The organism is Bradyrhizobium sp. MI1.7, from assembly GCF_055811795.1.
Window position 1 is genome coordinate 215,542 of sequence record NZ_JBVVPO010000005.1, and the last position, 13,827, is coordinate 229,368.

Here is a 13,827-nt window from a genome sequence, read left to right on the forward strand (position 1 = left end):
GCCACGTTCGGCCGCAATGCGCGGCCGGCGGACCTGCAAGCAGATGAAAGTGGACGGGGAGGCCGCTGCCTAGTCGTTGGCCTCGGGCGGCAGGAAGTCGACCTCGTGCAGCGCCGAGATGCGCACGACCTCGGCGGGGTCGGTCAGATTGTGGAGCTGGTTGAACAGCGCCTCCAGCTTCTGCATCGGCGAGACCCAGAACAGCGCGCGGCACGGCTTGTCGGACTTGTTGAAATAGCCGTGCGGGATGCCGCGCGGCATGCGCACCAGATCCCCGGCATGGGCCTTGACCCATTGGCCGTCGAGCTTGAGGTCGAGCGTGCCTTCCTGCACCAGGATGAACTCGTCCTGGGTCGGATGGATGTGCACCGGCACGAACTGGCCGGGCTCGCTGTTGGTCTCGAACGCGAAGGTGGAATCTGTGACGGCCTTGGGAAAATAGACCTGACCAAGGATGTTCCAGCTCTTGCCACCATAGCCCGTGCCAACAGCGGTTATGCCCTTTTCGAGTGCAGTCATGGCTCGCTCCTCATGGATTCCGGCGAGGATGGAGCTTCGACCCGTCGACGGTCGGTGTCTATCCGCTAAACGAATCCGGACGCGACTGTTGCCGTGCAGCATGATGATTTTGCGACGCGGCCCTTTCCGCGTTCGAGGAACCATTATAGGCTTAAAGCAATTCCGTGACGCGAAGCGTGGTCGATGATGTCCGCAGCCGTGCTGGAAATGACCGCAAGAACGTCTGCAGCCGAACGGCTTGCGGACTTCGCCCGCGTCACCACGGACGATGTCGACGAAGCGGCAGAGCAGATCGGACGCATCTTCTGCCCGCACAATCTCGAGCCGGTACGGCCGCGCGGACCCGGTTTCTCCGCCCGGCACAATTGCGCGGCGTTCGACGGCTTCTCCATCAACTATGTCGCCTATGGCGGGTCGGTGAGCATCGATCCCGGCTGCCTCGAGCGCTTCTTCCTGGTGCAGGTCCCGCTCACCGGCACCGCCCGCATTCGTGCCGGCGTCAGCGAAATCGATGCCGCGCCGGGCCGAATGGCGTCGCTGCTGTCGCCGACCATCCCGACCCGGATGATGTGGAGCGACTGTGCGCAGGCGATCCTGCTGCTCGACCGTCGCATGGTCGAGCAACGCGCTGCGTCGCTGTCGGGCAGGGCGGCCGGCCCAGTCGAGTTTGATGCCGCGATCGACCTCGACGCCCCGGCGGGGCAGGCCCTGCGGACCAGCCTTGCCGAGCTGATGCTGCTCGCCGAGCGTCTCGGGCCGTCCGGCAGGCTTTCACCGGTTGCGATGGGCGATTGGCGCGAGGTGCTGCTCGATCATCTCCTCAACGGCCGGCGGCATGGCCTGTCGGATGCCATCAGGAGGTTCTCGGGGCAAGCCGAGCGTCTGCCGCGTGCACTGCGCGCCGCGCGGGATCATCTTGCGGAAAATGCCGGTGAGCCGCTCGACCTGGCGCAGCTCGCCTGCGCGTCCGGGATCGGCGTCCGCGCGCTCCAGCTCGGCTTCCGCCGCCACTTCGGCGTATCGATCTCGGAGATGCTGCTCGACATGCGCCTCGCTGCTCTGCACGCCCGGCTCGCGCAGGCTTCGCCGGATGTCTCCATCACCGAGATCGCCTTCGATCTCGGCTTCACCCATCTCGGCCGCATGGCGGGGGCCTACCGCGAAAAATTCGGCGAGACGCCGTCGGCAACGCTGCGGCGAAGGATGAGCTAGGCGGCAGGCATCTATTTTCGCGATCGCGTCGTGCCGCTGTCTTCAGCCGCCTGCCGGCGCAAAAAGCCCTCGACATCAGCCTGCACCGAGTACGGCGTCGGGATCGGATCGCCCGCGGCGTCGACGGCGGTGTCGAGGGAGCGGCGCAGCATGCGCGCGAGCTCGGCTTTTCGGTACGGCTTTGCCAGCAGGGGCGCGCCCATGGTGGCGCGTCCCTGCGCGTGCAGCGAATCGTAGGCATAACCCGACGTGAACAGCACCCGCAGCGAGGGCCGCGCAGCCACCATCTGTTCGGCGAGCTCGCGTCCGTTGACGCCGCCGGTCATCACGATGTCGGTGAAGAGCAGATCGAACGGCGTGCCGTCGGCCACGATGGCGAGCGCTTCGGTTGCGTTGGCGGCGGAGATGACCTTGTAGCCGAGGCTTTCGAGCTGGACGGTGACATATTGGCGGACGTCGCGATCGTCCTCGACGCAAAGGATGGTTTCCGTGCCGCCCACGACCTTGCGCTCGTCATAGCCGGCCGGACGGAGCGTACTGGTCTCGGCCTTCGGCAGGTAGATCGTGAAAATCGTGCCGCGGCCTTCTTCGGACGTGACCTTGATGCCGCCGCCGGACTGCTTGACGAAACCGAACACCATGCTGAGGCCGAGCCCGGTGCCCTTGCCGACATCCTTGGTCGAGAAGAACGGATCGAAGATGCGTTCGAGAATGGCTTGCGGAATGCCCGTGCCGGTATCGGCGATCTCGATCTCGACATAGTCGCCGGCATAGCCGGCGCCCACCGCGACGGCCTCGCGCACGCCGAACACCACGTTGCGCGTCGTCAGCGTGAGCTTGCCGCCATCCAGCATCGCGTCGCGTGCGTTGATCGCGAGGTTGAGCAGCGCCGCGCTCAGTTGGCCGCGGTCGGCGAAAGCCAGCCAGACGTTGCGGTCAAGCCTGGACACGATCTCGATCTTCTTGTCGAAGGTCGCCAGCAGCAGCTTTGCCACCTCTTCGAGCAGCTCGTTGACGTCGATCTCGGCCGGCTGGAGCGCCTGCTTGCGGGCAAAGGACAACAGGCTCGACGTCAGCGCGGCGCCGCGATCGGCCGCTTCGCTGATCAGCTTGGTGATGGTCGCAAGCGGCGGGTCGTCCTTCACGGCGTCGGCGAGGATCTCGATCGTCCCCGTGATCACGGTGAGCATGTTGTTGAATTCGTGCGCGATGCCGCCGGTGAGCTGGCCGACCGCCTCCATCTTCTGGGCCTGGATCAGCTGCTCCTCGGCGGCGCGCTTCTGGGTGACGTCCTTGACGAAATTGTTGATGATGGTGCGCCCGCCGAGCTGGAGCGCCGTGCTCGACGCCTCGATCAGGATCTGGTCGCCGTTCCGATGCAGCAGCGTCGCTTCGAACCGGATGCCGATCGGCGTATCCGACAGTTCCGGCAAAAGCCGCATCATGCGTTGCCTGAAGCCGTCGCGGAGCGACTCGGCGATGAGGAGGTTGACGACGTCGGCGCCGAGCGCCTCCTTGCGCGTCCATCCGGTGAGGGCCTCGGCCTGGACACTCCATTCCAGGACGATGCCGTTCGCATCGGTCTGAACGAAAGCGTCGAGCGCGGTCTTGATGACGGCCTGGGTCATCTGTGCGCTGGCCTGGGCCTGCTCGGCCAGTTGCGCGGCGGCGCGTTTGTCCTGCGCCGTTTCGATCGCGCGCGTGCACAGCCGTGCGAGCAGGACCGCGACGGCGCCGCTTACCAGCAAAGCGACGACCTGGGCCAAGCCGAACCCGGTCCCGGCATAGGAGGCGAGGAGGGCCGCGGCGGTCACGGCGACCTGCGCGGCCATCGCGAGTGTCAGAAGCGGTCTGAGTTTCATGGTCTCACACCAGCGACGTCAATCGCGGGACCCTCGCGTTCGCGCTGTAGATTGCTCCGGCTTCACGTCAGCTACAGGCTCCGCGAGCCTGCGTCGAGGGGCAATTTCCGGCGGGGCGCCGGCGTTCCTCGCGCTCAACCTGCCGGCGAATCGGTCTGGCGCAGCGTCGTGACCCAGATCACACGCGCGGCCTGCTGGGTCGGGTTGTCGAACATGTGCGGCACGATGCTCGGAAAGCGGAAACTGTCGCCGGCCTCGAGCAGATGAGCCTGGTTGTCGAGCCACAGCCGCAGGCTGCCGGACAGGATGTACCCGGCCTTCTCGCCGGTGTGCTGCAAGAAGTCGGTGCCGGACGAGGCGCCGGGGTTGAGCGTCAGCTCGTAGAGTTCGAGCTGGCCCTCGTCTGCCGGCGTCAGCGCTTCCTTGACGACGCCGCTGGCGGTGAGCCGCAACAGGCGCCGGCTGTTCTTGCGCACGATGTAGCGCTGCACGTCGGCGGGATCGGTGGTCTCGAAGAAATAGGAGATGGGAACGTCGAGCGCGATGCTGAGCAGGCGCAGCGTCCGTATCGACGGCATGGCCCGCGCGCGTTCGAGCTGGCTGATCATGCCGTTGGAGAGCCCGGTCTTGGTGGCGACGTCCTGGATCGAGAGGCCGGCGCGCTGCCGCAGCAGCCGCACGGTTTCGCCGAGCCGCTGGTCGACCGCATCGTCAGCCTCGATCGCCGGGGCGTCCTTCGGGCTGTTGGTCTCGCCGCGACCATCCATGTCGCTCTCCCATGCATTGCCTCGCCGCCGGAATGGCCGGCGGCGTGAAAAGGTCGCGCATCCTAGCAATGTGATTGACAGCTGTATTTAGTCATGATGAACTTTTGACTGAAAAATTTAGAAGCACTAAAGCCCACTCCTGTCCCTTTGCCGGGTCTCGGGGGCGCGGGAGACGGTGCCGTGTGCGGGAACGGAGACTGGTCATGGCAGACAGCACCGGCAAGTTCGGCGTTGGCGGACTGCGTCATCTCGGCATTCCGAATCGCCGACAATTCTTCCAGCTCGGCGCGGGTGCCGCGGCGGGATGGACCCTTGCAGGCAACGCCTTTGCGCAGAGCGAACGCCCGACCAATCCGCCGGACAAGCCGCGCGGGCAGGTGATCGCGGCGCTGTCGCAGGAGCCGACCGTCTTCCATCCGCTGATGCCTGGCATCGAGGTCGATCAGGGCATCTGGTGGCAGGTGTTCTCGCCGCTCTGGTTCATCGAGCCCGATGGCAAGTTCGTTCCCGACCTCGCGCGCGAAGTCCCGACCATCGAGAATGGCGGCCTGTCGGCCGATGGCCTGACCTGGAAGATCAAGCTGCGCAGCGACGTGAAGTGGCATGACGGCACGCCGTTCACGGCCGAGGACGTGAAGTTCTCGCTGGACCTGATCAACAATCCCGACTTCCGCGTCCGCAACCGCGTCGGCCACAACCTCGTCAAGGACATCAAGGTCGTCGCGCCCGACGAGATCCACTGGCGGATGGAGGCTCCCTATTCGCCCTACATGTCGATCCTGTCGCTCACCTTCATCGTGCCGAAGCACATCCTGGAGAAGCTGTCGGATCCGAACGCCTCGCCGTTCCACAATGCGCCTGTCGGCACCGGGCCGTTCCGCTGGGGCGAGCGCGTGCCCGGCGACCACATTCAATTGAATGCCCACGCCGGCTACCACGGCAAGGGACCTTACGTCGAACGCGTGGTCTTCAAATACATCCCCGACCTCACCGTCCTCTACACCCAGTTCCGCACGGGGCAGGTCGACTACACCGGCCTGCAAGGCATTTTGCCGAATTTCGTGCAGGAGGCGAAGACGCTGAAGGGCCGCAAGATCTTCGTCTCCGCGACGTCGTCGGTGGAGCACGTCGCGCCCAATCTCGAATTCGGCCCCTTCGCCGATCGCGCGGTGCGCGAGGCGCTCTACCTTGCCATCAACAAGCAGGCGATCATCGATGCGCTGAACTACGGCCTGCCGACGCAGACCGAGAGCTTCGTGCCGCAACAGGCCTGGTCGTTCCAGCAGGGCCTGCCGCAACACAAATACGATCCGGCCAAGGCCAACGCGTTGCTCGACGCGGCCGGATGGACCCGGGGCTCCGGCGGCATCCGCGAGAAGGGTGGGGTCAAGCTCGAATTCACCAACTCGACGACGTCGGGCAATGCGGTGCGCGAGCAAACCCAGCAGCTCCTGATCCAGGACTGGCGCGCGATCGGCGCGGCGATGCGGGTCAACAACATGCCGGCCGCCGTGATCTGGGGCGATTTCTGGCAGCAGTCGAAGTTCAATTCGGTGCTGGTGTCCGTGAACTTCATGCTCGGCAGCGACCCCGACGTGACGCCGCGCTTCGGCTCCGGCGCTATCCCTGCCAAGGGCGGCCGTGGCTTCAACACCTATCAGTACAACAGCGCCGAGGCCGATCGTCTGCTTGCCGAGGGCGCCAGACAGTTCGATCTCGCCCAGCGCAAGACGACCTATGGCGATCTGCAAAAGCTGATCCGCAACGACCTCGCCATCCTGCCGCTGTTCCAGGGTTTTATCGCCGAGGGCGTGAAGGAGGGGCTGCAGGGCTTCCGTCCCAACATCAACACGTCCATCAATTGCTGGAACATCCGCGAATGGTACTGGGCCTGATGCCTCAGGCTCGCTGGATCGCCTGAGATGGCCCGTTACGTCGTCAACCGCCTGGCGCAGGCGATCATGCTGCTCGTGATCGTCTCCGCGATCGGGTTTGCCATCCTGCATCTGGCCCCCGGCGGTCCGCTGTCGCAATACGCGGCGTCCGCGCAGATGACGCAGGAGGACCTCGACCGCGTCACGAGGCAGCTCGGCCTCGATCGCCCGTTGCCGATCCAGTATCTCGACTGGTTCGGCCGTATGCTGAGAGGCGATTGGGGCAAGTCCTATCGCGACGGCGAGGCGGTGCTGTCTGTGATCTCCTCCCATCTCGGCGCCACGCTGGAGCTGATGGCGACGGCGACGATCATCGCGGTTTTGCTCGGCTGCTGGATCGGCGTGCTAGGCGCGCTGCGCCGCTATTCGCTGTTCGATACGCTGGCGACCGTCGGCGCCATGATCGCGCTGTCGATCCCGACCTTCTGGTTCGGCCTGGTCACCATCTACGTGTTCTCGGTGAAGCTCGGCTGGCTGCCGGCCGGCAATCGCCAAACGGTCGGCGATGGCTCCTTCCTCGACCTGCTGCATCATCTGATTGCGCCGGCGCTGGTGCTGGCGCTGGTCGAGACCGCGATGTGGGGTCGCTTCATGCGCTCCTCCATGCTCGAGGTGATTAACCAGGACTACATCCGAACCGCGCGCGCCAAGGGCATGCCGGAATGGCGCATCCTCACCGTGCACGCGCTGCGCAACGCCCTGCTGCCGATGATCACTGTGGCCGGCCTCCAGTTTCCGACGCTGCTCGGCGGTGCGCTGGTCGCCGAGACCGTGTTCACCTGGCCCGGCATGGGCCGGCTGTTCCTGGATTCCATCGGCTACCGCGATTATCCCGTGGTGATGGGCATCCTGATGTTCTCGGCGACCATGGTGCTGATCGGCTCGCTGCTTGCCGACATCCTCTATGCCGTCGTCGATCCGCGCATCCGGGTGGGCTAGGAATGACGGCTGCGACCCTCTCGACCGCTCAGCTCGCGCCCGGCCAGGCCGCATGGCGGCGCTTTCGCCGGCACCGGCTTGCGCTTGCGGGGGCTGTCATCATTCTGGTTCTCGTCCTCGGCTCGGCGTTCGGTCCCTATCTGCTGCCGTTCGACGACACCCATATCGACATCATGAAGCGGTTCGCGCCGCCCTTGTCGGGTGCGCATATCCTCGGCACCGACGAACTTGGCCGCGATGTGCTGGCGCGACTGATGATGGGCGGACGCGTCTCGCTCACGATCGGCATCGTCGCGATGGTGATCGCGATGGCGGTGGGAATCGCCGTCGGCGCCTTTGCCGGCTTCTATGGCGGCGTGGTCGGCGCGGTCCTGATGCGGCTGGTCGACGCCGTGCTGTGTTTCCCGACGATCTTTCTCCTGCTGGCGCTGGCGGCGCTTACCGAGCCCGGCCTGATCACCACGACCGTCCTGATCGCGGCGACCGCCTGGATGTGGGTGGCCCGCGTCGTCGAGGCCCAGGTGCGCTCGCTGCGAGAACGTGAGTTTGCGGTTGCTGCGCTCGCCTTCGGCTCGTCGAACCTGCGGATCATGTTTCGCGAGCTCGTGCCCAATGCGATCGCGCCAATTGTGGTCGCGGCGACGCTGAACGTCGCCAAGGCGATCCTGCTGGAATCCTATCTCAGCTACCTCGGCTACGGCGTCCAGCCGCCGGCCGCGAGTTTGGGCAACATGCTCAACAACGCGCAGATCTATCTCACCAGCGCGCCGTGGCTTGCGATCGTGCCGGGCGTCGCCATCACGCTCGCGGTGACGAGCTTCAATTTCCTCGGCGACGGCCTGCGCGACGCGCTCGATCCGCGAATGAATATCCCATGACGAGCCTGCCCCCGAGCCGACTTGCTTCGATCGAACTGAATAGCTGGAGTGTCCCATGTCCCCGCCGCTCACCCGTATAAACAGCGACGAACGCCTGCCGGCGCAGGTGGACGTCGTCGTCATCGGCGGCGGCGTCATCGGCGTGTCCGCGGCCTACCATCTGGCAAAGAAGGGTCTCTCCGTCGCCCTCGTCGAGAAAGGCCATGTCGGCGGCGAGCAGTCGAGCCGCAATTGGGGTTGGTGCCGCCAGCAGGGCCGCGCCCGTGAGGAGATCCCGCTGGCCCGCGAGGCGCTCCGGCTGTGGGAGGACATGCAGAACGACGCCGGTGTCGATGCCGGCTTCCGCCGCACCGGCGTGCTGTTCCTGACCAAAAGCAAGGACGAGCTGGCCAGTTGGGAGCGATGGGCCGCAACGGCGCGCGAGATGCAGGTCCACTCGACCGTCCTGACGCCGGCGGAAGTCGCCGAGCGCCTGCCCGGCAATTCCGAGAAATGGGTCGGCGGTCTGCACACGCCGAGCGACGGGCGCGCCGAGCCGTCGATGGCCGTGCCCGCGCTCGCCACCGCTGCACGCAAGCACGGCGTGACCATCCACCAGGGCTGCGCTGCACGCGGGCTGGAAACGCAGGGCGGACGGGTCAGCGCCGTCGTCACCGAGAAGGGCACCATTCGCACCCAGTCCGTGCTGCTGTCGGGCGGCGCGTGGTCGTCGCTGTTCTGCCGCCGTCACGGCATCGAGCTGCCGATCGGTCTCGTCAACGCCACCGCATGCCGAACCACGCCGGGACCGGAGATCACGTCCGGCGCGCTCGGCACCGACTTCTACTGTATCCGTCGCCGCCTCGACGGCGGCTTTACACTGGCGCTGCGCGGCCGCGGCACGGTCGAACTGTCGCCAGACCTGTTCCGCTACGCGCGCACCTTCTGGCCGACCTACCTGCATCGCAAGAACGGGCTGAAACTGTCGTTCGGCAAGTCGTTCTTCGACCAGATCGTGCGCGGCACGAGCTGGAGTTTGGACAAGCCGTCGCCGTTCGAGACCGAGCGTGTGCGCGATCCGGCGCCTGACATGTCGCTGGTCAACGCGGCGCTGGCTTCGCTGATCAAGTCGAATCCCGAATTGAAGGACATCGAGATCGCGGAAGCCTGGGGCGGCACGATCGACTGCACGCCGGACACCATTCCTGTGATCTCGCCGGTCGATGCCTTGCCCGGCTTCTTCCTCGCGACGGGCTTCTCCGGCCATGGCTTTGGCATCGGTCCTGCGGCCGGCAAGCTCGCCGCCGACATCGTGACCGGCGCGACGCCGCTGGTCGATCCCGCGGCCTACAGCCACAAGCGCATGATCGACGGCCGGCGTCTCGCGCCGGTCAGCCCGTTCTGAGAGTGCTGGTGGCATGACGGTTCTCTACAAGGCCAACATGGTTCGCGGCGCCGAATGGGCGCGCTTCTTCGCCGAGCGCGCGCCCGATGTGTCGTTCCGGCTCTGGCCCGACATCGGCGATCCCGCAGAGGTGCGCTACCTGGTGGCGTGGGTACCGCCGGACGACATCGCGACGACCTTTCCCAATCTCGAGCTGGTCTTTTCGGTCGGTGCTGGCGTGGATCAGTTCGATGCCACAAAACTTCCACCGCACATACCGCTCGTCCGCATGCTGGAGCCCGGCATCGCCGAGACCATGGTGGAATACGTCACCATGGCCGTGCTCGCCCTGCATCGCAATCTCCTGCACTTCATCAGCCAACAGAAGGAGCAGGTCTGGCGCGAGATCCGGATCACGCCGGCCAAACGTCGTCGTGTCGGCGTGATGGGGCTCGGCCAGCTCGGCCAGGCCGTGCTCGACCGGCTCAAGGCGTTCGACTTTCCGCTTCTCGGCTGGAATCGTTCGCCGCGCGCGATTGAAGCCGTCACCTGTTACGCCGGTACGGACACCTTGCCAGAGTTTCTCGCGCAGGCCGACATTCTCGTCTGCCTGCTGCCGCTGACCGACGAGACCCGCGGCATCCTCAATGCCGATCTGTTCGCGCGCCTGCCGCGCGGAGCAGGGCTCGTCAATGTCGGGCGTGGCCCGCATCTCGTCCAATCCGATTTTCTCGCGGCGCTCGACAGCGGCGCACTGTCCGGTGCGGTGCTCGACGTTGCCGATCCCGAGCCGCTGCCGGCCGGCCATCCGTTCTGGAGCCATCCGCGCATCCTGCTGACGCCGCACAATGCCAGCATGACGACGCCTGATACGGCCGTCGATTTCGTGCTCGACGTCATCGCGCGCCACCGCCGCGGCGAAGATCTGCCGGGGCGCGTCGATCGCAGTCGCGGCTATTAGGGCAATCGCATGAGCACCGGCGCAAGCAGGCCTGATCCGATCGTTGCCGAAGCGCAGGCGCCCGTGTTGTCGGTCGCGGGCCTGACCACGTCCTTTCTGCGCGAGCGGCAATGGATTCCCGTCGTCCGCGACGTGTCGTTCGATATCGCGGCCAAAGAAACCGTGGCGATCGTCGGCGAGTCCGGTTCGGGCAAGAGCGTCACCGCGCTTTCCATCATGCGGCTCATTCCGAAGGAGAGCGGCCGGGTCGAGGGGCGCGTCACGCTCGCGGGCCGCGATCTGCTGACGCTGTCCGAAGCGAGCATGACGGATGTTCGTGGTAACGATGTCGCCATGATCTTCCAGGAGCCGATGACGAGCCTCAATCCGGTGCTCACCATCGGCTTCCAGATCGCCGAGGCGCTGATCCAGCATCGCGGCCTGTCGCGCGCGGCGGCGGAGGCCGAGACCATCCGTCTGCTCGATCGCGTCCGCATTCCCGCGGCGGCATCACGCTTCCACGAGCATCCGCATCGTTTCTCCGGTGGCATGCGCCAGCGCGTGATGATCGCGATGGCGCTCGCCTGCAAGCCGAAGCTGTTGATCGCCGACGAGCCGACCACGGCACTCGACGTCACCATCCAGGCGCAGATCCTGGAGCTTCTGAAGGAGCTCCAGCAGGAGGAGGGGATGTCGATCCTCTTCATCACCCACGATATGGGCGTGGTCGCGGAGATCGCGGACCGTACCGTGGTGATGTATGGCGGGCAGGCGGTCGAGACCGATGCGACCGCGCGCATCTTTGCTGCGCCCTCGCATCCCTATACGAGCGCGCTGCTCGCGGCCGTACCGCGCCTCGGCTCGATGGGCGGGCGGACGCGGCCGATGCGGTTTCCGATCGTCGACAAGGTGACGGGCACCTCGGACGAGCCGACGGAGACACCTGAAACGGTCTCAACCGCCGAGCGGCCGCTGCTCGAAGTCTCCAACCTCACCACACGCTTTCCGATCCGCTCCGGCTTGTTCGGCAAGGTTTCGGGCCGCGTCCACGCGGTCGAGAACATCTCCTTCACCCTGCGCGCCGGCGAGACGCTGGCGCTGGTTGGCGAATCCGGTTGCGGCAAATCGACGACAGGCCGTTCCATCCTCAAGCTGACGGAGCCGGACAGCGGCACCGTCCTGGTCGACGGCCAGGACGTCCTCGCCATGAACGCCCGGACCTTGCGCGACTTCCGCAAGCAGATGCAGATCGTATTCCAGGATCCGTTCGCGAGTCTCAATCCGCGCATGTCGGTGGGGACGGCGATCGCAGCGCCGCTGCTCGCCAACGGTCTCGCGACTGCCTCACAGGCACGAGACAAGGTGGCCGATCTGCTCGTACGCGTCGGCCTGACCGCGGATATGGCCGCGCGCTTTCCGCACGAATTCTCAGGCGGCCAGCGCCAGCGCATCTGCATTGCGCGCGCGCTCGCGCTCGGGCCGAAGCTAATCGTTGCGGACGAAGCGGTCTCCGCCCTCGACGTCTCGGTCAAGGCGCAGGTCGTCAACCTGATGCTCGACCTCCAGGCCAGCATGGGCCTTGCCTATCTCTTCATTTCCCACGATATCGCGGTGGTCGAACGCATGAGCCATCGCGTCGCGGTGATGTATCTCGGCGAGATCGTCGAGACCGGCCCGCGCGCAGCCTTGTTCGGCAATCCGCAGCATCCCTACACAAAGAAGCTGATGGCCGCGGTGCCCGTGCCCGATCCATCGCGCCGCGGCACGAAGCGCGAGACCTCGAACGACGAGATCAGAAGCCCGGTGCGCGCACCGGATTATCAGCCGCCGGTCCGGCAGTATCGCGAAGTCTCGCCCGGCCACGTCGTCCAGGTCTGGGGCGAGGAATGGTCGGCCTAGCGGCGCAAAGGCGCGCAGCGGATGCTTTCCAGAACGCACGATAAAATCGTGCCATGATCTGCCGCACACGTTAACGGTGTTGTCCTTCGCGATGCCAAGCCTGTGAAATCGTGCTGAAATCACAATGAATTCACCTCGTCGCGACGGAGTGCGACCGGCTGCCACAATCTATATGCTAATCCGGCGAAGCTGGACCGTCGGTCGTCGATCTCCGATAATGCATCGACTCGGAAAGGCCGACGCAGACGTGCCTTTCACGGATGGAATATTGATAATGACACAAGCAGGCGTCTACGGGCAGAGGCTCGGGCGGGGCCTTCACGTGAAGGAAGCTCCGGTTCTGATCACGCGCTCGCTGCGCAGCGCGGAGCTTGCGGTCACCGAAGTCCGCAATGACAAGCCGACGTCCGAACTTTCCGGCTCGTTGCCGGCTGAAGATGCTTACCTCGTCAGCCTGAAACTCCGCGACTATCCCGCTTGCGAATGTTGGGAGGAAGGCCGCTACGTCACCAGGGAGGATATTCGTGCGGGCGCGACCTATCTGTACGACCTCAAGCGCGACCCGCGCTATGTGATCGACAAGCCGTTTCACTCGCTCTTCTTCTATCTGCCGCGCTCGGCCCTTCACGACATGGCAAGGCAACCCGGCGCGCCGCGCATTGGCGAGCTCAGTTACGAGCCCGGTGTGGGCCATGACGACGGGGTCATCCGTCATATCGGCGCCAGCTTGCAGGAAGCACTGCGTCGGCCTGACGAGACCAACCAGCTTTTCGTCGATCACATGATGCTCGCGCTCACCGCCCACGTCGCCCAGACCTATGGCGGGCTGAAGCCTGTCGCAGAGCCTAACCGTGGTGGCCTCGCGCCATGGCAGGTGAAGCGCGCCTGCGACCGGCTCGACTCCGATCTCTCAGGCAAGGTCGCGTTGGAGCAGATCGCGACCGAGCTCGGCCTTTCGGTCAGCCACTTTTCACGTGCATTCCGGATCTCCACCGGCCTGCCGCCGCATCAATGGCTGCTGCGCCAGCGCGTGAAGGCGGCCACGCAGCTGATGACCGTCCGCAACCTGCCGTTGTCCGAGATTGCGATCTCGGCCGGATTTGCCAATCAAAGCCATTTCACGCGGGTGTTCACCCAGATGGTCGGCGTCAGTCCGGGCGCATGGCGCCGCGAAACCCATGGCGGGCGGGACGAGTAGAGCGTTTTCGCGTCAAAATCAGAATCCAAATCAGTGCCGCTTCGCCAGCGAGATCGCCATCTGACGTGGCGCAACGCGGGACAGCTTGCGAACTCACGGCGCCTGTCAGTTCGCGCTTCTGCGCTCCCGCGTATGCAACGATGCAAACTTAGTCCTCCTGAGATCGTGACTGGATGGAGCGACAGGGAACAGGAGTATGTGAACAGTCTCATAGTCCATCACTCTCTTTTCGAGCTAACTCTCCCCCAAGAAATTGCTGCACCCAGAGCTGACTGACAGACACGGGTGAGATGCAATGCCTGCGAAGCCGCGAGCT

The 13,827-nt window shown here is 65.3% G+C and carries 11 protein-coding genes; 8 read left to right on the top strand and 3 right to left on the bottom strand.

Features of this window, described 5'->3' with window-relative positions; translation table 11 throughout:
- Positions 1–69 precede the first annotated feature (69 nt).
- Complete coding sequence (locus tag AC0L3X_RS08275) at positions 70–519, bottom strand: cupin domain-containing protein (RefSeq protein ID WP_063981444.1); 450 nt, start codon at positions 517–519, stop codon at positions 70–72.
- A gap of 186 nt (positions 520–705) precedes the next feature.
- Here AC0L3X_RS08275 and AC0L3X_RS08280 point away from each other — a divergent pair, with 186 nt between their 5' ends.
- Positions 706–1,731 (top strand): AraC family transcriptional regulator, encoded by a 1,026-nt coding sequence (locus tag AC0L3X_RS08280; RefSeq protein ID WP_354131769.1) that lies wholly within the window; start codon positions 706–708, stop codon positions 1,729–1,731.
- An 11-nt stretch (positions 1,732–1,742) separates the two neighbouring features.
- Here the strand turns inward: AC0L3X_RS08280 and AC0L3X_RS08285 are convergent, their stop codons facing one another.
- The gene (locus tag AC0L3X_RS08285) at positions 1,743–3,593 is read right to left on the bottom strand and encodes an ATP-binding protein (RefSeq protein WP_354131745.1); all 1,851 of its coding nucleotides are present in this window, start codon (positions 3,591–3,593) and stop codon (positions 1,743–1,745) included.
- Positions 3,594–3,727: 134 nt separating this feature from the next.
- Positions 3,728–4,360, bottom strand: coding sequence for a cupin domain-containing protein (locus AC0L3X_RS08290; RefSeq protein WP_063981448.1), 633 nt, complete (start codon positions 4,358–4,360; stop codon positions 3,728–3,730).
- A gap of 203 nt (positions 4,361–4,563) precedes the next feature.
- Here AC0L3X_RS08290 and AC0L3X_RS08295 point away from each other — a divergent pair, with 203 nt between their 5' ends.
- The 7 genes from AC0L3X_RS08295 (at position 4,564) to AC0L3X_RS08325 (ending at position 13,511) form a co-directional block, all read left to right on the top strand.
- A complete protein-coding gene (locus AC0L3X_RS08295) occupies positions 4,564–6,255 on the top strand; it encodes a peptide ABC transporter substrate-binding protein (RefSeq protein ID WP_063981449.1) in 1,692 nt (563 codons plus the stop codon).
- Between the two features lie 27 nt (positions 6,256–6,282).
- On the top strand, positions 6,283–7,233 hold the full coding sequence (locus tag AC0L3X_RS08300) for an ABC transporter permease (protein ID WP_063981450.1): 951 nt from the start codon (positions 6,283–6,285) through the stop codon (positions 7,231–7,233).
- Positions 7,234–7,235: 2 nt separating this feature from the next.
- Positions 7,236–8,111, top strand: a complete 876-nt coding sequence (locus AC0L3X_RS08305) for an ABC transporter permease (protein ID WP_063981451.1) — start codon at positions 7,236–7,238, stop codon at positions 8,109–8,111.
- Between the two features lie 55 nt (positions 8,112–8,166).
- The gene (locus AC0L3X_RS08310; RefSeq protein ID WP_063981452.1) at positions 8,167–9,495 is read left to right on the top strand and encodes an NAD(P)/FAD-dependent oxidoreductase; all 1,329 of its coding nucleotides are present in this window, start codon (positions 8,167–8,169) and stop codon (positions 9,493–9,495) included.
- Between the two features lie 13 nt (positions 9,496–9,508).
- Positions 9,509–10,435: a 2-hydroxyacid dehydrogenase gene (locus tag AC0L3X_RS08315; RefSeq protein ID WP_063981453.1), complete on the top strand. Its 927-nt coding sequence runs from the start codon at positions 9,509–9,511 to the stop codon at positions 10,433–10,435.
- A 9-nt stretch (positions 10,436–10,444) separates the two neighbouring features.
- Positions 10,445–12,313 carry an ABC transporter ATP-binding protein gene (locus tag AC0L3X_RS08320; RefSeq protein ID WP_094184520.1) on the top strand — a complete coding sequence of 623 codons (1,869 nt, stop codon included), beginning with the start codon at positions 10,445–10,447 and terminating at the stop codon, positions 12,311–12,313.
- 274 nt (positions 12,314–12,587) lie between these two features.
- The gene (locus AC0L3X_RS08325) at positions 12,588–13,511 is read left to right on the top strand and encodes a helix-turn-helix domain-containing protein (RefSeq protein ID WP_063981454.1); all 924 of its coding nucleotides are present in this window, start codon (positions 12,588–12,590) and stop codon (positions 13,509–13,511) included.
- Positions 13,512–13,827: the final 316 nt, after the last annotated feature.